The organism is Rothia sp. HMSC071C12 (assembly GCF_001813895.1).
GTDB lineage: Bacteria > Actinomycetota > Actinomycetes > Actinomycetales > Micrococcaceae > Rothia > Rothia mucilaginosa.
Genome location: NZ_KV814378.1, coordinates 280,610 through 302,814 on the forward strand (window position 1 = coordinate 280,610; position 22,205 = coordinate 302,814).

Annotated in this window: 15 protein-coding genes, 3 tRNA genes and 1 pseudogene; 4 read left to right on the top strand and 15 right to left on the bottom strand. The window is 61.9% G+C overall.

Going from position 1 to position 22,205, the window contains the following annotated elements:
- Nucleotides 1-114: 114 nt before the first annotated feature.
- From HMPREF2942_RS08840 to glnA, 5 genes are all read right to left on the bottom strand, one after another.
- A tRNA-Val gene (locus HMPREF2942_RS08840) sits at nt 115-186 on the bottom strand.
- 24 nt (nt 187-210) lie between these two features.
- Nucleotides 211-281, bottom strand: a tRNA-Cys gene (locus tag HMPREF2942_RS08845).
- Nucleotides 282-328: 47 nt separating this feature from the next.
- Nucleotides 329-401 (bottom strand) — tRNA-Gly (locus HMPREF2942_RS08850).
- A gap of 401 nt (nt 402-802) precedes the next feature.
- Nucleotides 803-4,156, bottom strand: a complete 3,354-nt coding sequence (locus HMPREF2942_RS08855) for a bifunctional [glutamine synthetase] adenylyltransferase/[glutamine synthetase]-adenylyl-L-tyrosine phosphorylase (RefSeq protein ID WP_210399428.1) — start codon at nt 4,154-4,156, stop codon at nt 803-805.
- Nucleotides 4,157-4,315: 159 nt separating this feature from the next.
- Entirely contained in the window at nt 4,316-5,656 is a 1,341-nt protein-coding gene (gene glnA, locus HMPREF2942_RS08860) for a type I glutamate--ammonia ligase (RefSeq protein ID WP_049340701.1), read from the bottom strand.
- Nucleotides 5,657-6,079: 423 nt separating this feature from the next.
- Between glnA and HMPREF2942_RS08865 the strand changes: the two genes are divergently transcribed.
- Both HMPREF2942_RS08865 and panB read left to right on the top strand, forming a co-directional pair.
- Entirely contained in the window at nt 6,080-7,927 is a 1,848-nt protein-coding gene (locus HMPREF2942_RS08865; RefSeq protein ID WP_070688895.1) for a geranylgeranyl pyrophosphate synthase, read from the top strand.
- Between the two features lie 54 nt (nt 7,928-7,981).
- Nucleotides 7,982-8,896 (top strand): 3-methyl-2-oxobutanoate hydroxymethyltransferase, encoded by a 915-nt coding sequence (gene panB / locus HMPREF2942_RS08870; protein ID WP_070688896.1) that lies wholly within the window; start codon nt 7,982-7,984, stop codon nt 8,894-8,896.
- Between the two features lie 153 nt (nt 8,897-9,049).
- On the opposite strand, the gene HMPREF2942_RS08875 is transcribed toward panB, so the two are convergent.
- Nucleotides 9,050-9,307 carry a hypothetical protein gene (locus HMPREF2942_RS08875; protein ID WP_083313480.1) on the bottom strand — a complete coding sequence of 86 codons (258 nt, stop codon included), beginning with the start codon at nt 9,305-9,307 and terminating at the stop codon, nt 9,050-9,052.
- Nucleotides 9,308-9,564: 257 nt separating this feature from the next.
- Between HMPREF2942_RS08875 and map the strand changes: the two genes are divergently transcribed.
- Nucleotides 9,565-10,476: a type I methionyl aminopeptidase gene (gene map / locus HMPREF2942_RS08880; protein ID WP_070688897.1), complete on the top strand. Its 912-nt coding sequence runs from the start codon at nt 9,565-9,567 to the stop codon at nt 10,474-10,476.
- A 143-nt stretch (nt 10,477-10,619) separates the two neighbouring features.
- Entirely contained in the window at nt 10,620-11,471 is an 852-nt protein-coding gene (gene ppgK, locus HMPREF2942_RS08885; RefSeq protein ID WP_070688898.1) for a polyphosphate--glucose phosphotransferase, read from the top strand.
- A 136-nt stretch (nt 11,472-11,607) separates the two neighbouring features.
- Here the strand turns inward: ppgK and nrdR are convergent, their stop codons facing one another.
- From nrdR to HMPREF2942_RS08930, 9 genes and pseudogenes are all read right to left on the bottom strand, one after another.
- The gene (nrdR, locus tag HMPREF2942_RS08890) at nt 11,608-12,063 is read right to left on the bottom strand and encodes a transcriptional regulator NrdR (RefSeq protein WP_005506525.1); all 456 of its coding nucleotides are present in this window, start codon (nt 12,061-12,063) and stop codon (nt 11,608-11,610) included.
- A gap of 178 nt (nt 12,064-12,241) precedes the next feature.
- On the bottom strand, nt 12,242-15,784 hold the full coding sequence (gene dnaE, locus HMPREF2942_RS08895) for a DNA polymerase III subunit alpha (RefSeq protein ID WP_070688899.1): 3,543 nt from the start codon (nt 15,782-15,784) through the stop codon (nt 12,242-12,244).
- Between the two features lie 144 nt (nt 15,785-15,928).
- Nucleotides 15,929-16,915, bottom strand: a complete 987-nt coding sequence (locus tag HMPREF2942_RS08900) for an RluA family pseudouridine synthase (RefSeq protein WP_005506532.1) — start codon at nt 16,913-16,915, stop codon at nt 15,929-15,931.
- Between the two features lie 122 nt (nt 16,916-17,037).
- Complete coding sequence (gene lspA / locus HMPREF2942_RS08905; RefSeq protein WP_141755606.1) at nt 17,038-17,652, bottom strand: signal peptidase II; 615 nt, start codon at nt 17,650-17,652, stop codon at nt 17,038-17,040.
- Between the two features lie 356 nt (nt 17,653-18,008).
- Entirely contained in the window at nt 18,009-18,551 is a 543-nt protein-coding gene (locus HMPREF2942_RS08910) for a DivIVA domain-containing protein (protein WP_049352995.1), read from the bottom strand.
- Between the two features lie 461 nt (nt 18,552-19,012).
- Nucleotides 19,013-19,312 carry a YggT family protein gene (locus HMPREF2942_RS08915; protein ID WP_070629514.1) on the bottom strand — a complete coding sequence of 100 codons (300 nt, stop codon included), beginning with the start codon at nt 19,310-19,312 and terminating at the stop codon, nt 19,013-19,015.
- Nucleotides 19,313-19,322: 10 nt separating this feature from the next.
- Nucleotides 19,323-19,634: pseudogene (locus HMPREF2942_RS09570) on the bottom strand (cell division protein SepF); the annotation flags it as partial.
- Between the two features lie 776 nt (nt 19,635-20,410).
- Nucleotides 20,411-21,244, bottom strand: coding sequence for a YggS family pyridoxal phosphate-dependent enzyme (locus HMPREF2942_RS08925; protein ID WP_049360261.1), 834 nt, complete (start codon nt 21,242-21,244; stop codon nt 20,411-20,413).
- A 52-nt stretch (nt 21,245-21,296) separates the two neighbouring features.
- A complete protein-coding gene (locus HMPREF2942_RS08930; RefSeq protein WP_070688900.1) occupies nt 21,297-22,145 on the bottom strand; it encodes a purine nucleoside phosphorylase YfiH/LACC1 family protein in 849 nt (282 codons plus the stop codon).
- Between the last annotated feature and the right edge of the window lie 60 nt (nt 22,146-22,205).

A 22,205-nucleotide genomic window follows, 5' to 3' on the forward strand; every position in this document is an offset into this window, starting at 1 on the left:
CGAAGCGAGGGCGGGTCCCCTGTAGGAACAAGGAGGGCACCATCCCTCCGCAAACCAAGAAAATGAAAACATAAACACAAAAGCCCTTAGCTCGAAAGCTAAGGGCTTTATCTGTGCGCGATACTGGGATCGAACCAGTGACCTCTTCCGTGTCAGGGAAGCGCGCTACCGCTGCGCCAATCGCGCTCACAAAACAGTTGTTTTGTTGCGAGGTGAGGACGGGATTCGAACCCGCGTACACGGCTTTGCAGGCCGCTGCCTAACCACTCGACCACCTCACCGCATACGCTCCACGAGGGAACGCGTTCGAACTCTTGGAGTCCTTACGAGCGGTTGACGAGACTTGAACTCGCGACATCCACCTTGGCAAGGTGGTGCTCTACCAACTGAGCTACAACCGCATATCAGCGTATTCAATTTGAATCATTCCGTTGGAGTTTTTCGCTCCGTCGTGCTGACAGGTAAATACTATACGGGGTTTTTGAGTGTTTGCCAAATCCTTTGTAGATCATATTGTGTTCCGCGTGTTTCCGGGGCAGAACGGGGTATTTGGGCTCGTTTTTGAGGTGCGCGAGCAAAATTTATTTTCATGGTGCCGGTCACATTTTTGGGGTTTTGGGGTGGTTACTGTTCCCGTGAGGGCAGCGGCGGGCACACGATGTCCGCGAAACGTCCACAAAATTTTTCACAAGGACACGAAAAGGAGGGGCGGGGAGCCAGGTTCCCCGCCCCTCCCCTATGAAATCCGCATCAGAAATCCGCACCGGCAAATACGCCAGGCTCATGTTTTTCTGGAATCTTTTTAGAGCTCTTCGAAGAAGAGGCGTTCGTAGACCTTGCGGGCGTTGCGGGTTTGGCGCAGGTAGTCCTCTTCGAGGGCGCGTGCGCTACCGGCGGGGTATCCGCACCAGCGGGCGATTGCTTCCAGGTCGGCGCGTCCCGAGGGTAGAGTGTCGGATTGGCGCACGCCGCGCAGTACGTTGCCGCCGCGAATCTTTGTGGCGAGTAGCCAGGCGCCGCTGAGAATTTCAGCGTCCGCGGCCTCGACCAGCCCCGCTTCAACCGCGGCGTTTAGCGCCTTCAGGGTGGAGGTGGTGCGCAACCCCGGCACGGCGTGCGCGTGGCGCAGCTGTACGAGCTGGACGAGCCATTCCACGTCGGATAGTCCGCCGCGGCCGAGCTTGAGCTGGCGGGTGCGGTCGGCACCGTGTGGCATGCGTTCGTTTTCAACGCGCGCTTTCATGCGGCGAATCTGCTGCACCTGTTCGGGCGTGAAAGTTGCCGGGTAGCGGTACGGGTCGATGAGCTCCACGAAAGCCTCGCCGAGCGCCTCGTCGCCCGCGATGGGGCGGGCGCGGGTGAGCGCCTGGAACTCCCAGGTTTCCGCCCAGCGTTCGTAGTAGGAGCGGTAGGAGTCCAGCGAGCGCACGATAGCGCCCTGCTTGCCTTCGGGGCGCAGGTCGGCGTCCACTTCGAGGGGCCGTTCGGCGCGAATGGCGGGTTTGACGGGCTGTTTGAGGAGCGTCAGGGTGCGGTTGACGATGCGTGCCGCCTGTTCCTGTGCGGTGTCTTCGTCGGCCCCGTCGAGGGGTTCGTGGACGAACATGACGTCCGCGTCGGAGCCGAAGCCGTTCTCGGCGCCGCCGAGGCGGCCCATGCCGATGACGGCGATGCGGGTGAGCAGCTTCTCCCCCGCTACCGCCTCAGCTTCGGCGGGTTCGGCGCCTTCCGGTGCCGTCTGGAGTTCACGCAGGGCAATCTGTAGCGCCGCACCGATTGTGCACTCGTCGATGGCGGCAAGACCGGCGCAGGTGTCCTCAATGTCGACGATGCCCAGGGTCCAGCCCATGGCGGTGCGCAGGGTTTCGCGGCGGCGCAGGTAGCGCACGGCGCGCATCGCCTCGGCGGCGTCCGCGTGGCGTGCCAGCAGGGAGGAAATTTCGGAGGCGAGCGCTTCTTCCCCCAGCGGTTTGAGGTCGGCAACCTTGTCCAGCCAGGCGATGGAGGCGGAAGCGTCCTCGAGCAGGTCGGTCATGGGGCGTGAGCTGGAGAGCAGCTGGCTGAGGCGTTCGGCGGCTGCGGGCGAGTCGCGGAGCATGCGCAGGTACCAGCTGGTGCTGCCGAGCGATTCGGAGACGATGCGGAATCCGAGCAGACCGGCGTCCGCGTCCACGCCGCGGGCGAACCAGCCCAGTAGCACGGGCATGAGGTGCCGCTGAATGTCTGCGCTACGGGAAAGTCCCGTGGTGAGTGCCTTGATGTGGCGCATGGCGCCGCGCGGGTCGCGGTAGCCCAGCGCCGCAAGACGGTCCTGTGCCGCCTGTTCGCTGAGCACCACTTCGTCGCGGCTGAGCGTGGAGACAGCGGCGAGTAGCGGGCGGAAGAAGATTCGCTCGTGCAGAGAACGGACATTCCGTTTAATTTTCTGCCACGCCTTCAGCATCTGCTCGGCGGAGAGCGTGCCGTTGCGTTCCGGGGAGAGAATCGAGCGGGCAAGAGCGCGCTGTTCGGCTTCCTTCTCGGGCATCAGGTGGGTGCGGCGCAGCTGCTGCAACTGGATGCGGTGCTCGAGCACGCGCAGCTTCTTGTAGTCGCGGCTGAATGCTTCGGCGTCGGTGCGGCTAATGTAGCTGACGGCGGTCAGCGCCGCGAGGGAATCCACGGTGGATTTGGTGCGCACAGCGGGGTCGGTTCGACCGTGCACGAGCTGCAGCAGCTGCACGGTGAACTCAATATCGCGCAGGCCGCCCGGACCCAGCTTAATCTGGCGGTCCACCTGGTTCGAGGGAATATTGTCGGTCACCCGGGCGCGCATCGCCTGCACGGATTCCACGAAGGATTCACGGGCGGCGGACTCCCACACGAAGGGGTCAATGGCGCGGGCGTAGCGGGCACCCAGCTGCGCCGAACCGGCGATGGGGCGCGCCTTGAGCAGCGCCTGGAACTCCCAGTTTTCCGCCCAGCGCTTGTAGTACTGAACGTAGGATTCGACGGTGCGAACGAGCGGGCCGTCCTTGCCTTCGGGTCGCAGGTTCGCGTCGACTTCCCAGAGGGCGGGTTCGGGTGCGGGGCCCATGATGGCGCGGGTGAGGGCGTGCACGAGCTCCGTGCCGATGGTGGAACATTCGTTCTCGGTGAGCTTGAGCGGGGTGCTCTCCCCTTCTGCCCCGGCATGAGGCGCGGCGCCAGCGGTGGCGGGTTCCACGGGCGCAACCACGTACACCACGTCAACGTCAGAGATGTAGTTCAGCTCGCGGGCACCGCACTTACCCATACCGATAATCGCCAAGTCCAGGGCGTCTACGGCTTCGCCTCGGCGAGGAGCCGCCAGGCCGGGGCCCAGCCCCTCCGCCACTTCGGTGCGGGCAATGGCGAGTGCACCCTCCAGCGCGGCGGCAGCCAAATCGGCGAGGTGACGACCGATGGTGGGCATCATTTCGACCGGGTCTTCACAGCACACGTCGAGCAGGGCGATGCGCGCCAGGGCGGCGCGGTAGGCGACGCGCAGGGTCACGTAGCCGTCTTTGCCGGTCTGCTCGGCGGCAGCGCGCGGACGCTCCGCGTGGGGGTCGGCACCGAGGGCGGTGAGGATGTCACGGCGGTAGGGGGTGTCCAGCGGTGCGATGGGGGTCAGGAATTCCCCGTCGGTTTCCGGCAGAATCGACGCCGGGTGCTGGGAGCGAATCAGCGCGCTCTCAGCCGGGTACACCTGCGTGTCGAAGAGCGGGTCAATGTGTTCGGGGCGGCGGTAGAGAAAATCGCCAATCGCCTGGGATGCGCCGAGCAGGCGGTACATGCCGAATTCTTTGTCGCCGCGGTTGGCGCGTTCGGCGACCGCCGGGTGCTTCTCGATGAGGCGCACGAGGGCGGGCAGGGCAATATCCGGTGAGGGCGCGAGGCGCAGCCCGGCAAAGAGCGCATCCTGCGAGACGTGCTTCAGTTCGGGTGCGTTGAGCCAGCGTTCTGCCTTGGACGGGTCGTGGAAGCCGGTGGCGATCATGCGGGTGCGCAGGCGTAGCTGGGCTTTGCGTTCGGCTTCGGCGCGTTGCTCGTCGTCGAGCGCATCGGGGGCGATGTCGGTCAGCGGCTTGGGTTCTTTGGCGGGGTCAACAATGCGGATGAGCCCGGTGACCGGGTAGTGAGAGCTGTCAGTCATAGCGTGAGAACTGTGGGTAGAGAGTATAAATTTCGGCGGGATAAAAAGCGATGCTGATACACCTGTGGGCGGTACCCGCCGGCGTGTTACCGGTAGCGGGTACCGCCCTGAGGCTGTCAGCGCTCACTCATCCTGTGAGGAGGTGAGAGGATCCAGCCGTTAGAGGATTCCGAGGTTGTGCTTGAGCTCGTAGGGGGTCACCTGAGCCTGGTACTGGTCCCAGTCGGCGCGCTTATTGCGCAGGAACTGCTCGAAGACCTGCTCGCCCAGAACCTCCGCCATGAACTCGGATTCTTCGGTGATATTGATGGCTTCACGCAGGGACGCGGGCAGCGGGTTGTAGCCCATGGCGCGGCGTTCGGCGTTGGTCATGGCGGCGAGGTCTTCGGTCACGGCGGGCATGAGCGGGTACTCGTTTTCGATGCCCTTCAGGCCTGCTGCGAGAATCACCGCGTAGGCGAGGTACGGGTTCGATGCTGAGTCCAGGCCGCGGTACTCGATGCGGGCGGACTGCATCTTGTTCGGCTTGTACAGAGGCACACGCACGAGGGCGGAGCGGTTGTTGTGGCCCCAGGAGACGTAGGAGGGTGCCTCGCCGCCGCCCCAGAGGCGCTTGTAGGAGTTGATGAACTGGTTGGTGACCGCGGTGAATTCGGGGGCGTGCTTGAGCACACCGGCGATGAAGTGGCGCGCGGTCTTGGACAGCTGGTATTCGGCGCCGGCTTCGAAGAATGCGTTGGTGTCGCCTTCGAAGAGGGAGAAGTGGGTGTGCATGCCGCTGCCGGCGTACTTGGTGAAGGGCTTGGGCATGAAGGTTGCGTACATGCCCAGCGAGTAGGCGACTTCCTTGATGACGGTGCGGAAGGTCATGACGTTGTCGGCGGTCTGCAGGGCGTCGGCGTGGCGCAGGTCGATTTCATTCTGGCCGGGGCCGGTTTCGTGGTGGCTGAATTCGACGGAGATGCCAACTTCTTCGAGCATGGTCACTGCCTTGCGGCGGAAGTCCTGCACGATGCCGCCGGGGGTGTGGTCGAAGTAGGATTCGTAGTCCACGGGCACGGGGAATCCGTCGGCGCCGAGCTTGGAGGATTCGAGCAGATAGAACTCAATTTCGGGCGAGGTGTAGCAGGTGAAGCCCATCTCCGCAGCTTTGTTGAGTACGCGCTTGAGCACGCCGCGGGTGTCGGATGCGCTGATTTCACCGTCGGGGGTGAGTACGTCACAGAACATGCGGGAGGTGATGTCTTCTTCACCGCGCCAGGGCAGGATCTGGAATGTGGAGGGGTCCGGCTGCAGCAACATGTCGGATTCGTAGATGCGGGAGAAACCCTCAATCGAGGAGCCGTCAAAGCCTAGGCCCTCATCGAAGGCGCTTTCTACTTCAGCCGGTGCGAGCGCAACGGATTTGAGGGTGCCGACCACGTCGGTGAACCAGAGGCGGATGAAGCGGATGTCGCGCTCTTCGATGGTGCGCAGTACGAATTCCTGTTGGCGGTCCATGAGTTGCCCTCTCGGTGCGGGCGCGCATCCGCGTGGTACCCGTCTGTGGGTGGCGGAGGCGCGCTAAATTTGCTGCCGAGGTGAAGAAGACCCTGTTGCGGAAGGTCCTGCGTGTCCCTTGGGCTTCCAAGGGGTTGCGGCGGGTTGTGTACCAGCGGTGCTGGCGCCTCCTTGCCCCGGCGTGTGTCCTGTTGTTATCTAGCCTATCGGGTTCTGCTGTGTGGCGGGTGGGTGGGAGGTTTCGTTTGTGTAAATTCTCTTTTCGTGTGCCGCGGTAGCTCAGATTCTGGGCGGTATCGGGGCCGCTCCCCCGCTTTCTGCGGTGCGGGTTGTGTTCAGATACCTAGCATATGGTTGTGTTCAGATACCTGGCAGATGACGGTTCGCGGGGCGTGTTCGGGGGCGCCTTGCGATAATGGGGGTATGCTACATTCCGTTCTTCTCTCATCAGCTTCGCAGGCGCTACCCGCACAGGTGGCGCCCGCACAGATTCCTCTAGCGGCAAGCACACTGGTTGCTGCTGACCCCACCGGGCTTGAGTGGCTGCTACTTATTGCTGCCCCCATTGTTTTCTTGGTGTTGTATCTGGTCTGTCTTTTTGCGGTTGCGGTCTTTGGCCCGACCGTCATGAAGAATAACAAGACCGGTGGTGCGACCTACCTGCTGGACCGCCCCTCCCGAGTGGCGTTTAGGGTTCGCACTTTGGCGTTGTGGGCGCTGGTTGGTGCGTTTGTGGAGTTCATCTGGACCGGTTACACGGGCCGTTTGGGGTCGAGCGCGGCTATTCCGGTCATTATTTTTAGTTGGTCGTGGAAGTACACGTTCTTCTTCCTGCCGCTTCAGGTAATTCGTTCCTGGTACGTTCACGCAAGCCGCGGCAAGTATGATGCGCTGTCGGCTGAGGGTGCTCAGCGCCGTGAGAAGCTGAACCGTAAGAGCGCTTACGAGGTGTCGAAGATGATGCAGCGTAACCCGCAGCAGTTCGCCATGAATAAGGAGCTGCATACGCTGGCGCGCGGCCAGAAGATTGCGGGTGTGCGTCCGTTCCAGCACCTTGACGAAGCGGGCAAGAAGCGCCGCACGAACTATACGGTGGAGCTGGCTGTGGCGCTCATGCAGGCGCGTGCCATGAACCCCGGCAAGCTTCCGTCGGAGGCGTTCGGTGAGAGCATCCTGGGTATGGGTGTTGGCATTACGTCTGATCGGGCGGTGGAGCAGACCTGGTTGACTCTGTGCACGGAGCGTGTCAACGCGCCGGATGCGCCGAACTACCCGGATTCGCTGTATCCGGTGGCGGCTCGTTTTTCGCTGTTTACCACGATGTCGCTGTTGCAGCCGGTGATGGGTCGCCCCTATTCGCCGTTTACTGCGCCGGATGCGCGCCGTTTCGTGCCCCGTGATTTCTCGGCGGATACTGTGCTGTTGAAGACTGAGGAGCTGGGCAAGAAGGCTTTGGCGCAGAGCGCTATTTTCCATCAGATTCATGAGCGTCTTCTGCCGTTGCATCGGCAGCAGCCTCAGCTGGTGGATGGCCGCGCCCTGGCGTATTGCGGTGCTCTGCTGGTAAGCGTGGCGAAGGCGGAGGCGGAGAGCCAGCGGTTGACGCACCAGATTCTGGCGACGGCTGCTTCTGAGCGTGGCATCCTGTCTTTTGGCGTGTTCTCGCAGGTGTCTGAGGATTATCAGTGCGTTCAGCGTCTGCTGAATCTGATGGTGAAGGCTACCGCCGACGTTGAGCGTTTCATCAACGCGGTGGAGGCGCTGGTGCAGATGCATTCTGGTCCGGTGCAGCCTTCCGGCATTGCGTACGAGAAGGTGCAGATGGAGTACATCGCTGCTCTTCTGGACGTTATTGTCTTCTCCTCGCACGCCCCACTTGCCGGTTCTATTCAGGCGTCTTACGCCCTGCTGAAGGCAGACTATGAGGCGTTTACTTTCAACACCACCGATGAGCTGAGCCGCAGCTATTGGCTGCAGTACGCGAAGAACGCGGTGAATGCCTGCGATACGGGCCTGTCCCAGGGCTATGAGGGGTTCTTCGATAACGATGCGGCGCTCCCTGCGTGGGAGTCCTACGCGGAGGACGTCGTGAAGGAAGTCTGCACCTATTCGATCATGCAGCTGTACTGGGATGCGCTGGTGCAGCAGGCGCTCATTCAGCGCGATTTGCCGCGTGAGTTTAGTGATGCTTCTTCCGCTATTCCGGAGCTGATGAATAAGAACGCTGCTGCGTCGTTCCCGACCTACTACATTAACCTCATCTGGAACTAGGTTCGGGCTGAGCGGTACGCCAGGTTGGAGCCGTGCAGGGTTAGAATAGTCAGCATGACTACTGAGCGTTCTTCCGAGATCTCTTCGCCCTACGCGGCGCAGCCTGCCGCTACCTCCGCGGCTGCTCCCGTGCCTGTTTCTACTGAGAAGCCTTTTGACCTGGATACCGTCAAGAAGGTGCGTACCGTTCACCTGGCGCAGGCTAAGGCGACCGGGCAGAAGTTCTCCATGCTCACCTGCTATGACGCCCTGACTGCGCAGATTTTTGATCGCGCGGGCATCGACATGCTGCTGGTGGGCGATTCTGCGGCGAACGTGGTACTCGGTTACGAGTCGACCCTGACCATCACCCTGGATGAGATGATTCCGCTGGTTGCGGCGGTTTCTCGCGGTGCCTCCCGCGCCATGGTGGTTGCTGACCTGCCGTTCGGCTCCTATGAGCAGTCGCCGCAGCAGGCGGTTGCGAGCGCTGTTCGTCTGATGAAGGAGGGCGGCGCGCACGCGGTCAAGATTGAGGCGGATGCTTCGATGGCCGAGTGGGTTCGTGCCCTGGTGCGTACCGGTATTCCGGTGGTGGCGCATGTTGGTTTCACCCCGCAGTCGGAGCATGCCCTGGGTGGCTTCCGCGTGCAGGGTCGTGGCGAGGCTGCCGAGCGTGTTCGTGAGGATGCGGTGGCTCTGGCTGAGGCTGGTGCGTTCTGCGTGCTCATGGAGATGGTGACTACCGAGACCGCACGCCGTGTGGATGAGGCTGTGGGTACTGTGCCGACGATTGGTATTGGTGCCTCGAATGTGACGACCGGTCAGGTGCTGGTCTGGCAGGACATGATGGGTGTTCGTTCCGGTCGCGTGCCGCGTTTTGTGAAGCAGTTTGCGCAGGTCGGTCAGGTCATGGAGGACGCTGCGCGTGCTTATCGTGAGCAGGTTCGTTCGGGTGAGTTCCCGGCGGCTGAGCACACTTTTGAGTAGGCTTTAGGCTGAGAAGAAAGCTCAAGAAGAAAGCCTGAGAAAAACTTGATGAAGAAAGACCCCCGTATCCGGTGTTCCGGGTGCGGGGGTCTTCTGTGTCTCAAACTTTTTGTGGTGTTGGTAGCCTCAAACAACGCCGGGAGCGTTGAATCTTTAGCTCCAGTCGCTGTCCTTATCCCAAGCTTCGTTGCGTTCGCGGGCGCGGTCCATGGCGTGTGCCGCCTCCTCGTAGGTTTTGAAGGGGCCCCACAGGGAGGTGACGGCGCTCTGCTGGCCGCGCTCAACCTCGCCGGTTTTGAGGTTGTACCAGTACTCTTCGGGATGCGGGCTGGTGGCTTCGGTCGCGGAGTTCAGGGTCTTTTCGACCGCCGATTCGATGGCTTCGCTCAGGCGGTTTTTCTTCTCACTCATGGGTTCTCCTTCGACGGTGAGGGGCTGGTGTTTCTAGTTTCTCACGCACATAGGTTCGTGGCAACGAGGCGGGCAGAGCTTCTCACGGCGCTCCCCCTCCAGGGTCTTCCGCCTCTGCCTTCCGCTGCGCACAGTTTTGCCGCTGGGGTGCATGAAATTTTATTCACAATCTGGGAAAAAGGTACGGCTTATGTATCCGCCGCTTTTTAGCGCCCCCGCAAGGGACACAACCCGCCCACGCCCGGTAAGATGAAACTATGTCTTCAACCAAAACGAATACTTCGCACAATCTTCCTGCAGAGCCCGGTCGAGCACCCGTGGGTTGCCTGACTCCCGGACGCATCACCCCCATGCGCACGGTCCCCTCGCACATTGTTCGCCCCGAGTACGTGGGTAAGCCCACCGCCAACGAGGGTAACGACTCGAACATGTACACCCCCGAGGAAGTTGAGCGGGTTCGCGCAGCCGGCAAGATTGCGGCAGGCGCCATCGTTGAAGCATCCAAGATTTGCGTACCCGGCACCACCACCGACGAGATTGACGTGCTGGTCCACGAGTACATTTGCGACCACGGCGCGTACCCCTCCACCGTGGATTACCGCGGCTACCCCAAGTCCGTGTGCACCTCCCTGAACGAGGTCATCTGCCACGGCATCCCGGATTCCACCGTGCTGGAGGACGGCGACATCCTCAACCTGGACGTCACCGCATACCTGGACGGCATGCACGGCGACACCAACAAGACCCTGCTCGTCGGCAACGTGGACGAAGAGTCCCGCCTGCTGGTTGAGCGCACCGAAGAGTCCCTGAACCGTGCGATTAAGGCTGTGAAGCCGGGCCGCCAGATCAACGTGATTGGTCGCGTCATTGAGAAGTATGCGGCACGTTTCGGTTACGGCGTGGTTCGCGACTACACCGGTCACGGTGTGGGTCGTGAGTTCCACTCGGGCCTCATCATCCCCCACTACGATGCGGCACCCGCCTACGACACTGAGATCCGTGAGGGCATGATTTTCACAATCGAGCCCATGCTGACCCTCGGCACCATCGAATGGGACCTGTGGGACGACGACTGGACTGTGGTCACCCGCGACCGCAAGCGCACCGCGCAGTTCGAGCACACCCTCGTGGTGACCGCTGACGGCGCGGACATCCTGACCCTGCCCTAAGCGCAGCCCTCTGGGTTTCCTACTTGTGCAGGTATTGTGCAGGTACGAGCCCAGCACCTCACTTTTATATCAGTTCACCCACTAACAAACCCGCCCACTCCCCTCAGTTACACGGCAGTAGGCGGGGCGAAAGAGAGAAAACCATGAGCGATTACGCAGAACCCGGCGTCATCACCGAACTGCCCGCCCCCACCCCCAAGGACCTGCAGATTGGTGTGGACATTGGAGGCACCGGCATTAAGGGCGGCATCGTTGACCTGCGCACCGGTAACCTCGTGTCCGACCGCTTCCGCATCGACACCCCCAAGCCCGCAACCCCCGCCGCTGTGGCTGAGGTTGTACGCCGCGTAGTCGACGAGCTGCAGGGCCGCGAACTGGCACCGGACCCCGAGTCCGCTGTCGGCATCGACTTCCCCGCAGTGGTGAAGAACGGCATGGTCTTCTCCGCAGCGAACGTGGACGACTCCTGGATTAACACCGACCTGGAGCAGGTCATGAGCGAGGCGCTGGGCGGCCGTACCGTCTACGGCCTCAACGACGCTGACGCAGCGGGCCTGGCTGAGGCAACCTACGGTCAGGGCCGTAACCGTGACGGCCTGATCGCTGTCATCACCCTGGGTACCGGCATCGGCTCCGCCCTCATCAACGACGGCGTGCTGATCCCGAACACCGAGCTGGGTCATCTGGAGCTCGACGGCCACAACGCCGAGTCTCAGGCTTCTGCCCGTGCCCGCGAGGTGCACGAGCTGTCCTGGAAGAAGTACGGCAAGCGCCTGTACCGCTACTTCGAGCACGTTCAGATGCTCTTCTCCCCCGACCTGTTCATCATTGGCGGCGGTATCTCCAAGAACCCGGAGAAGTTCATGCCCTACTTTGAGGATCAGATTCGTACCCCCATGGTCATGGCTGCCCTGCGTAACAACGCGGGTATTGTGGGTGCGGCACTGTGGGCTGGCGGCATGTTGCAGGAACGCAAGCGCCGCGGCGAAGCGTAAAGTATAGCTACAGCTAAAGGGGCTGTTCCTGAGAGAGATATCTCGGGAACAGCCCCTTTCTGTATGCCAGCGCTCATCTATAGCGGCTACCGGCGCTGAGTTAGTTACTGGGCTAGCTAGTTACTAATCTAGCTAGTTACTGGGCGATGCGGTCCTCACGCAGACGCGCAATCGCCTCCTCAAAGTCTTCAAGGTTCTCAAACGCCTGGTACACGCTCGCAAAACGCAGGTAGGCGACCGCATCCAGCTTCGACAGCGGCTCCAGGATAGTCAGACCCACCTCGTGCGCGTTAATCTCCGCCAGACCGCGAGCACGAATCAGCTCCTCAACCTCCTGGGCGAGCTTCGCCAAATCGTCCTCACCCACGGGGCGGCCCTGGCATGCCTTACGCACGCCGGCGGCAATCTTCGAACGGTCGAAGGGCTCGGTCACGCCGGAACGCTTAATCACCGAAATGGTGGTGGTTTCAACGGTCGTGAAGCGGCGAGCGCAGGAGGTGCACTGGCGGCGGCGGCGAATTGCGGCGCCGTCATCGGTGGTGCGGGAATCCACCACGCGCGAGTCGGTGTGCTTGCAATAGGGGCAGTACATTCGTTTCTCCTTGGCTGGGCGCTAGCGCCCGCGTATACAGCGCTCAAGAATATTTATACCTATTCTACCGTGATATAGAGCGGATACACCGTATGTTGTGAGTGAATATACGCTCAGGGTGGACTCTGCTATGCAGAATCCACCCTGTCATTCCCCTCAGCGGGGGGGGTGTGCGTTGTTAGCGTCGAATGCAGCTCGGACCGAAAATCGTCTTGATTTCACCGAAGAGGCTCGGGTTCGGTTCCACGCGCACGCTCGGGTCCAGCAGCACCAGCTGCTCCTTATCGCGGGTGCGCACGAGCATGCGCACATCCGCGGTGCCCTTGTGGTCGCGCAGGGTCTCCTTCAGCTCCTTCAGGTTCGCCTCGGTCACCAGGTACTCGGGTACCACGATAGTGATGGGTGCGGCGCGGCCGTCATCGCTGATTTCCAGGATCTGCAGTTCCTGCGCGCTCATGTTCACGCTGCCGTCGTCGCGGCGCTGCACGCGGCCACGAATCGAGCAGATGAGGTCGTCCGCCAGGGCGGCGCCCATCGTCTCGTAGGCGCGGGAGAAGAACATGACCGTAATGGTTGCGCCCGAGGGGTCTTCCAGCTCCACGGAGGCGTACTGGTTACCGCTGGACTTGGCGATACGGCGCGAAACGCCGGTGAGCATGCCCGCAACGGTGACGGTTTCGCCGTCGCGCATGTGCGAATCTTCACCAATGATGTCGTGCACCGAATGGCTTGCGGCATCCGAGAGCGCACGCTCCAGGCCGCGCAGCGGGTGGTCCGAAACGTACAGGCCCAGCATGTCACGCTCAAAGTTCAGCTTCTCACGGCGGTCCCACTCGGGCACGTCGGGGATGGTCACCGTCAGCTCATCACCCAGGGCGTCATCCATGCCGAGGGAACCGAAGAGGTCGAACTGACCCGCCGCTTCCTTACGCTTGACCGCCACGGCTGCGTCCACTGCCGCCTCGTGAATGAGGGACAGCGAACGGCGGGTGTGGCCCAGGTCGTCGAAAGCGCCCGCCTTAATGAGCGACTCGATAGTGCGCTTATTGCACACCTGCAGCGGCACCTTCTTCAGGAAGTCGTTGAAGGACTCGTAGCGGCCCTTCTCCTTGCGGGCGGCAATCATGCCTTCGACCACGTTCGCGCCCACGTTACGGATTGCGCCCATGCCGAAGCGGATGTCCTCACCCACGGGGGCGAAGGTCAGGGTGGACTCGTTCACGTCCGGCGCGAGCACGGTAATGCCCATGGCGCGGCACTCGTTCAGGTACAGCGCGAGCTTGTCCTTGTTATCGCCCACGCTGGTCAGCAGCGCAGCCATGTACTCCTGCGGGTAATGCGCCTTCAGGTACGCCGTCCAGTACGACACCAGACCGTACGCAGCCGTGTGTGCCTTGTTGAACGCGTAGTCAGAGAACGGCAGCAGAATATCCCAGAGCGCCTTAATAGCGCCCTCAGAGTAGCCGTTAGAAATCATGCCGTCGTGGAAAGTAGCGTACTGCTTATCCAGCTCCGCCTTCTTCTTCTTACCCATCGCACGGCGCAGCAAGTCTGCCTCACCCAGAGTGTAGTTCGCGACCTTCTGAGCAATCGCCATAACCTGCTCCTGATACACGATCAGGCCGTAGGTGGTGTCCAGAATATCCTTCAGCGGTTCTTCCAGCTCGGGGTGAATCGGCTCGATCTCCTGCTTACCGTTCTTACGCAGAGCGTAGTTGGTGTGCGAGTTCGCGCCCATCGGGCCCGGACGGTACAGCGCCAACACTGCCGAAATGTGCTCGAACTCCTCAGGCTCCATGAGCTTGAGCAGCGAGCGCATCGGGCCGCCATCGAGCTGGAACACGCCGAGGGTGTCACCGCGCGCCAGCAGACGGTACGATTCCGGATCGTCCAAAGACAGGGATTCCAGGTCCAGGTCGATGCCTCGGTTGACCTTAATGTTCTCCACCGCATCGGAGATGATGGTGAGGTTACGCAGACCCAGGAAGTCCATTTTGATCAGGCCCAGGCCCTCACAGGTGGGGTAATCGAACTGGGTAATGACCTGGCCGTCAGCCTCGCGGCGCATCACGGGAATCACATCCACCAGATTCTTGCTGGACATAATCACGCCCGCAGCGTGCACGCCCCACTGACGTTTCAGACCCTCCAGGCCCTTCGCGGTTTCAAACACCTGGCCGTAAATCTTATCGACCGGGTCCTCGATGAGGGCGCGCAAATCTGCCGCCTCGGCGTAACGCTTATCCTCTTCGTTGTACACGTTCGCCAGGGCGATGTTCTTACCCATGACGTCCGGCGGCATCGCCTTGGTGAGGCGCTCGCCGACCGAGTACGGCTGGTCCATCACGCGGGAGGCGTCCTTGAGCGCCTGCTTCGCCTTAATGGTGCCGAAGGTGACAATCTGCGCGACCTTCTCTTCACCGTACTTTTCGGTCACGTAGTCGATGACTTCGCCGCGGCGACGATCGTCAAAGTCCACATCGAAGTCGGGCATGGAGACGCGGTCGGGGTTGAGGAATCGCTCGAAGATCAGGTCGTGGTCGAGCGGGTTCAGATCGGTAATGCGCATCGCGTACGCCACCATCGAGCCTGCACCGGAGCCACGGCCCGGGCCCACGCGAATACCGTTGCGCTTAGCCCAGTTGATAAAGTCGGCGACCACGAGGAAGTAGCCGGGGAAGCCCATGGAGGTAATAACCCCCACCTCGTACTCTGCCTGCTTGCGCACAGTGTCGGGAACGCCCTGCGGGAAGCGGTAGTGCAGGCCCTTCTCGACCTCCTTCACGAACCAAGATTCCTCGTTTTCGCCCTCGGGCACGGGGAAGTTCGGCATGTAGTTCGCCTTGGTGTTGAACTCCACGTTGCAGCGTTCAGCGATTTCGAGGGTGTTCTCGCACGCGCCGGGAATGTCGCCGAACAGGGCGTACATTTCTTCAGCCGAGCGCAGGTAGAAGTTATCCGCGTCGAACTTGAAGCGCTTGGGGTCGGTGAGGGTCGAGCCGGACTGCACGCACAGCAGCGCCGCGTGGGCGGTGTGGTCTTCCTGGCGGGTGTAGTGCAGGTCGTTGGTGGCGACGAAGGGCAGGTTCAGCTTCTTGGCGAGGCGGTGCAGGTCCTCCTGGACGTTGCGTTCAATGTCCAGGCCGTGGTCCATGACCTCGCAGTAGAAGTTATCCTTACCGAAAATATCGCGGAATTCGCTCGCCGCCTGGACCGCCTCGTCAAACTGACCCAGGCGCAGGCGCGTCTGAACCTCACCGGAGGGGCAGCCGGTGGTCGCAATCAGGCCCTTCGAGTAGGTCTGCAGCACCTCGCGGTCCATACGCGGCTTGTACAGCTGACCTTCCAGCGACGCAATCGAGGAGGCACGGAACAGGTTGTGCATGCCCTCGGTGGTTTCAGCCCACATGGTCATGTGGGTGTACGCGCCACCACCGGAGACGTCATCGCGGGAGCCGTCGCCCCAGCGCACACGCGAACGGTCGGTGCGGTGCGTGCCGGGGGTCAGGTACGCCTCCACACCAATGATGGGCTTGATGTCGTGCGCTTTAGCCTGGCGCCAGAAGTCGAAGGCACCAAAGAGGAAGCCGTGGTCACTGGTCGCCATGGACTTCATGCCGAGTTCTTTAGCGTGGGTGAACAGGTCACCCAGGCGCGCGGCACCGTCGAGCATGGAGTACTCGGTGTGCACATGCAGGTGCGTAAATTCTTTGGTTGCCACGGGAATCTCCTGGAGGTGTGGGCTGGAGGATGGGCGGTGAATGTGAAGCTGTGTGCGACGGCCCGCGGGCGGCTATAGTTGCCGAGCTGTCTAGCCGAGCTGAGCTGTCTAGCCAAGCTGAGCTGTCTAGCCAAGCTGAGCTGTTTAGCCGAGCTGAACCTTACCCTCGCGCAGAGCGGTCAGCGCGTAGGACAGGTCGAGCGGGTACTCGCTGGTGAAGGTCACGCGCTCGCCGGTGCCGGGGTGGTCGAAGCCCAGGCGGTGCGCGTGCAGCCACTGGCGGGTCAGACCCAGTTCGGCGCTAAAGCGCGGGTCGGCGCCGTAGGTCAGGTCGCCGCAGCAGGGGTGGCGCAGCGCGGAGAAGTGCACACGAATCTGGTGGGTGCGCCCGGTTTCCAGGTGCACCTCCACCAGGGATGCGGGGCCGAAGGCTTCGAGCACATCGTAGTGGGTGATGGAGTTGCGTCCGTCTTCAACCACGGCGAACTTCCATTCGTTGCCGGGGTGGCGGCCGATGGGTGCGTCAATGGTGCCGCGTAGCGGGTCGGGCAGGCCCTGCACGAGGGTGTGGTAGACCTTGTCCACGGTGCGTTCCTTGAAGGCTCGCTTGAGTTCGGTGTAGGCGCGTTCGCTGCGGGCTACGACCATCAAGCCGCTGGTGCCCACGTCCAGGCGGTGCACAATGCCCTGGCGCTCTGCCGCGCCGGAGGTGGCAACCGAAATGCCCTCGCCCATGAGCGCGGAGATGACGGTGGGACCGTGCCAGCCGGGTGAGGGGTGTGCCGCCACGCCCGCGGGCTTGTCCACCACAACGATGTCCTCGTCCAGGTGCACGATGCGGAAGCCGTCCACCTTCTCGGGGCGGATGTCCGCCAGATCGCGCGGTGCGGGTGCATCGACGACGACCTCATCGCCTGCGGAAAGCTTGTAGGACTTGCCAATCTTCACGGTCTTGCCGTTGTTGGTCACGGTCACGTGGCCGTCACGAATCCACCCGGAGGTGCGGGTGCGCGGCGCGTCGAGGGCACCGGCGAGCGCGGCGTCCAGACGCATACCGGCGAGCGCGCCTTCAACGGTGAATTCGGCGCGGATGCGTGCCGTATCTTCGGCGGCGTTGGTGGTTTCGCTCATGCGGCTCTCCTTCGGGTGGTGTTTGCTTAGGTTGTCTGTGTGAGGGGTCGTCTGTGTGAGAACGTCTTAGTAGGCACGTGTGTCGGCAACGTAACCGTCGGCGCGTATGCCGGAACGGGGAGCTACTTGGCGCTCTTCTCTGCCGCATTCTTGTCGTCAGCCTGCACACGGGTTCCGTTGAGGTTCAGGCCCTTGAAGTTCAGCAGAACGATGAACGCCATGCACACGCAGATTGCAGAGTCTGCAATATTGAAAATCGCGAAGTTCGGCACGGAAATAAAATCAACCACGTGACCGGAGCCGAAGCCGGGCTCACGGAAGAGACGGTCAAAAAGGTTGCCGCAGATACCGCCAAGCAGTCCGCCTAGCGCGAGGGTCCAGGACAGGGCGCGGGTGCGGCGCAGCAGGTAGAGCACCACGGCTGCGGCGGCGACCATGACGAGGGTGAAGACCCAGGTGACGTTCTCGCCCATGCTGAATGCGGCGCCGGAGTTACGGATCGAGTACCACCACAGAAGCCCGTCAATGACGGTGATGCGCTCCCCCAACTGCATCTGAGTGACGACCAGGTATTTGGTGCCCTGATCGATAGCGAACACGACGGCGGCGAGCACGAGCGCGAGGATGCCGGCGGAGCGAGCCGAGAGGATGCGCACGCGGCGACCAGTAGATTCTTCGGCGGCGTTATCGGCTACCTGTGCGACTGAGGATTCAGCAGTCTTGGGGGTGTTGGTCATAGCTCTCCTCTAGTCTGTGCCGGTTGCTGCGGTCTGTTCCGGTTGTTGCGCCTACGGTGCGCCGGCCCTATGGCGCGGAGGCCCCATGGTACGGAGGCCCCATGGTACGGAGGCGGAGTGCGCTCGCGTTCGATAGTGCCCCTCTAGCTTAGCAAATAGGGGTAGCGCATCGAGTATTCGGCGGTGATGTGGCGGGTGCTCTCCCCCGCTTTGCACGCTGGGTTTTTAGGCCGTGCCGGGCGGGCATGAGAATACCGCCCGGTTCTTTCGATCTTCCCCGGTGAATAGCGGTGGAAGAGAAAGAATCCGGGCGGCATACGCTTCAAAGCGTCGTTAGCTTATTTAGGCACGCTGATTTATGCGGAAGCCTCGATGGACTTGAGGTTCTTCAGCTCCTGAACCTGTGCATCCAGGTGCTGCAGCAGCTTGGAGCGGTAACGGCTCTCGAAGCCGCGCAGAGCCTCAACAGCGATCTCCAGCTCTTCCTTCTCGTCGGTGAGGCGAGAGAGAACCTCTTCGCGCTGCTGCTGAGCTTCGCTCACCATAGCGTCTGCCTTCCTCTCTGCCTCTTCAATCAGTTCAGCCTTAGCCTTCTCGCCCTGTGCCACGTAGTCGTCGTGAACCTTCTGTGCCATAGCAAGCAGTGCTGCTGCATCCTGAGGTGCTGCTGCCGGCGCTGCCGAGGACTGTGCGGGTGCCACAGCCGCTGCGGGGGAATCGGGAGCGTTTGCGGAGAGCTGCTCGACCTGACGCTCCAGAGCGTCACGCTCGGAGTACAGTGCGCGCAGTTCGACAACGAGCTCGTCCAGGAAGTCGTCGACCTCGTTGCGGTCGTAACCGGACTCTTCGGTGACGATCTTGAAGCTCTTAGTGATCAGGTCTTCGGGGGTGATTGCCATGGGCTTCTCCTCTGGGTATCCCTACGGGGTTTGGTGGTGATGTTGAGTGCCGCGGATTCACCAGCCAGATAGGGCGTGGCCCCAATATTTTAGGGTCCCGATGATTCAGGGCATGGTTATGCCGCGATGCAGTCGTTGGCACCAATTCTACTATTCTTTGGTTTCTGTGCCCGGTTATACGTCGGTTGAATCGTAAAATATTCGCTCTGCGCAAGGGTGGGATTCACCACGCGCTGCGTTTATCCCTATCCCCGCCGTAATCAAGCTCGATATCTGCTCGCGGGTGCATTTCGCATGATTCGACGCCGGCTGTATTCGTCTCTCCCCCCTCGCGGGAGGTTCTTCTCGGCCCAGAAATTGGGTACAGAAAACCCCGCCAGCACGTCATCCCATGTCAGGATGCCAAGCGCAAGCGGGGCTCTCATGCCTAGTTCTCGTATCTCTCCGATGGAGGGGCTACGTTAGGACAGCTTCGCGGTAATCGTCATCATGATGTTCAGCAGGAAAGACAGCAGAACAATCAGAATCAGAAAACCGGTATCCAACGCAACGTTACCCACACGCACCGGCGGAATCAGACGACGCAACAGGTTCATCGGCCAGTCCGTCACCGCGTACACGCCACTGGCGAAGAGCAACACAATGCCCTTGGGGCGCCACTCCGGAGCGAACATGCGTACCCAGTCAAAGAGCATGCGCAGCAGCATGGAGACGTAGAGAACGTACAGAATAATCGTAATGAGGGCGAAAATATAACCCATCTATCAGTCCTTAGCCCTGGTCGAAGGGGAATTCGCCGTCGGTCTCAAAGCCGGCGGGAACCTCGGAGTTAGCCACGCCCAGAACCTCCAGGTTGGAGGGGGTCAGCAGGAACACCTTAGCGGTGACGCGCTCAATGCGGCCCTCCAGTGCGAATGCCAGACCGGATGCGAAGTCCACCAGGCGCTTTGCGTCTGCGTCGGGCATTTCTTCCACGTTCATAATCACGGGGATGTTCTCGCGGAATGCCTCACCAATGATCTTTGCGTCATTGTAGGAGCGGGGGTGGATAGTGGTGATACGACGCAATTCGTCCTCTTCTTCCTCGTAACCGTAGGTGTATCCGTTGGTTTCTTCGGGCTCGTAGCCCTGTTCGTAGTAGCCGTCGTTGGAGTACGTATCGGCGTACTGCTCGGTGTATTCGGTATTCGGCACCGGGGTGTCCTCCCAATTGTCTGCGCTGGCGTCGTCCCAAGTCTGTTCGGTTTCCGCCAGATCAGCTGTGGTTTCAGGTGTATGAGCGGTGGCGTGTGCCGCTGCATCTACGGCTGCTCGTCCGTCGGCAGGTTCTTCTGCGTCCAGATACTCGGTTTCTGTACCGTCATCGTAGCTATCAGCCTGCAGGTACTCTTCCTGTTCAGTATAGGCGGGTTCGTCCTGCAGGTGGTAGGTTTCGCCCTGAGACCCGGCATGCGACTCGGCGACGCTGTACTGTGCCGAGCCGGGCAGTGCTGAGAGCCTGTTGGCGCTATCGGTCTTCTGTGCTGTAGCAGCCTGCCCTGCGGAGGCGTTCGCCTCCTTGCGGGTGTCAGCCTGCACAGCCTGCGGGGATTCTTCCGACGTCGCCTCGGCGTCCTGGTATCGTTCCAGGCCGAGGAAACCCGCCAGACGGCTTTGCTTCGCCATGATTCTCTCGCTGTTCTTTGCTTGTGGTGTACAGGGTCTGCCGTGGTGCTTCGTCAGAAGGTGTGTGCGTGACGGTACGTCATGCACCGGCATGTATATATTACCAGCGCCCACCCCGCGCGGGTGGTCAGGGCACCGATGATTATGCCGCCGCCAGCAGACCCATCAGCTGAAAAGACTAACGGCTAAAGGGCCTAGAGCGCCGGGCGCTTACCCATGATGTCGCTACCCACGCGCACGCAGGTTGAACCCCAACGCACCGCCGCCTCCAGGTCGCCGCTCATGCCGGCGGAAATCTCGGTCGCGTGCGGCACCTGCTCACGCACCAGCGACGCCAAGCCGTACAGCTTCTCGAACGCCTCGTCCGGGTTCATGCCCAGCGGCGCCACCGCCATCACGCCACCGCAACGCAGGTGCTCGTGGTTCTCAATGCGCTCCACAAGCTCCAGCAGCTCGGATGCACTCGTACCGCCGCGCGCGCCCTCGGCAGCGTGGCCAGCGGTCGCGACCTCCGCCAGGGACACCTGCACCAGGCAGGTCAGCGCACCCTGCTCCGCCGCGGCGGGTGCGGGCGCTTCCCCCACCTCAAAGCGGGAGAGCTGGTTCGCGTACGCCTTCGCTAGGGCGTCCGCCAGGGAGGGGCGGTCCACCGAATGCACGCTGGAGGCGTACTTGACCACGGACTTCGCCTTATTCGTCTGCAACTGGCCGATAAACGCCCAGTGCGGGGGCTGCACCTCACGCTGGGCGCAGTAGGCGGCAAGCTCACGAGCCTTCGCGCTCGCCTCCTGGTCACGGTTCTCACCGAAGAGGGTCACTCCCCCATCCAGCAGCGCCGCCGCGTCGGAGGCGGGGAAGAACTTCGTGACCGTCACCAGCTGCACCGGGGCGCTCACCTCGGTACGCACGGCGCTATGGTCCTGTTCTGCGGCGCGGATACGCTCAAGCACGCGGCGGTAGTTCTGCAGCAGCTGCTCGGCGCGTTCGGGAGTGTACTGCAGGTTCTCTTCTGTGTTCATTTCAGGCATCTCTTCTCTCCTTCAGCGGCTCTCGTCTTTAGCGGCTCTATATTTAGCAGCTCTAGGCGGCGGGCTCCGCCGTCTTCTCAAGCCAGACCAGACCCGCAATGCGACCCGGCTTCTCACCGCGGTTCGTGAACCCGCGATGCGAATACACCTCAGGCTCCTCAAAGGTGCACTGGGCGCAATCCATGCTCACCTGCACCCCTGCCTCTTCCAGCACGGCGCGGGCGCCTGCGGGCAGGTCCAGTCCGGGGGTCTGCTGACTGGTCACCGAATGCACCTGCGGAATCAGCTCGGTGGATTTGGCGCGCATCGCCTCGGGCACCTCGTAGCAGCTACCGCAGATGCTCGGACCCAGCCAGGCGGTAATTTTCTCCGCGCCAAGCTGACGCATCCGTTGCACGGTCTGCTGGAGCACACCGTCGAGCAGGCCTCGGCGGCCAGCGTGAGCCACCGCCAGGATTGGTTGCCAGTTCGCGACCCGCTCACCCACAAGCACCACGGGGATGCAGTCCGCCACCATAATCGCCAGGGGCACGCCCTCGGTGCTAATCGCCGCATCGGCTACCGGAGAGTTCTCAAGCACCGCGCGGCCACGCTCAGAGGTACGCTCCTCGGGGGCGCCGGGGGCGTAGGATTCCACCGCATAGTCTTCCGGGTAGGCAATCTGCACGCCGTGCACCTGGTTCAGGTAGAAGAACGGCTCGGTACCCAGCGCCTCCTCCAGGGCGGCACGGTGGTTGAGGGTGCGCACCAGGGAGGCATCCATACCGCCACCGAGCTCATCGTCCACGTGCAGACCCAGGTTGCCCGCCGCGCGGGAGGTGAAACCCACCCGCACACGCCAAGAGCCCAAGGTGCGGGTATCGGCAGCAGCAAGTAGCGGAGTTTTGGGAGCGTCGCTCATCATCTATTCCTTCATCAGGTGTCAGCAGGTATAACGGCGGGTATAGCAAAGGGGAGCCGA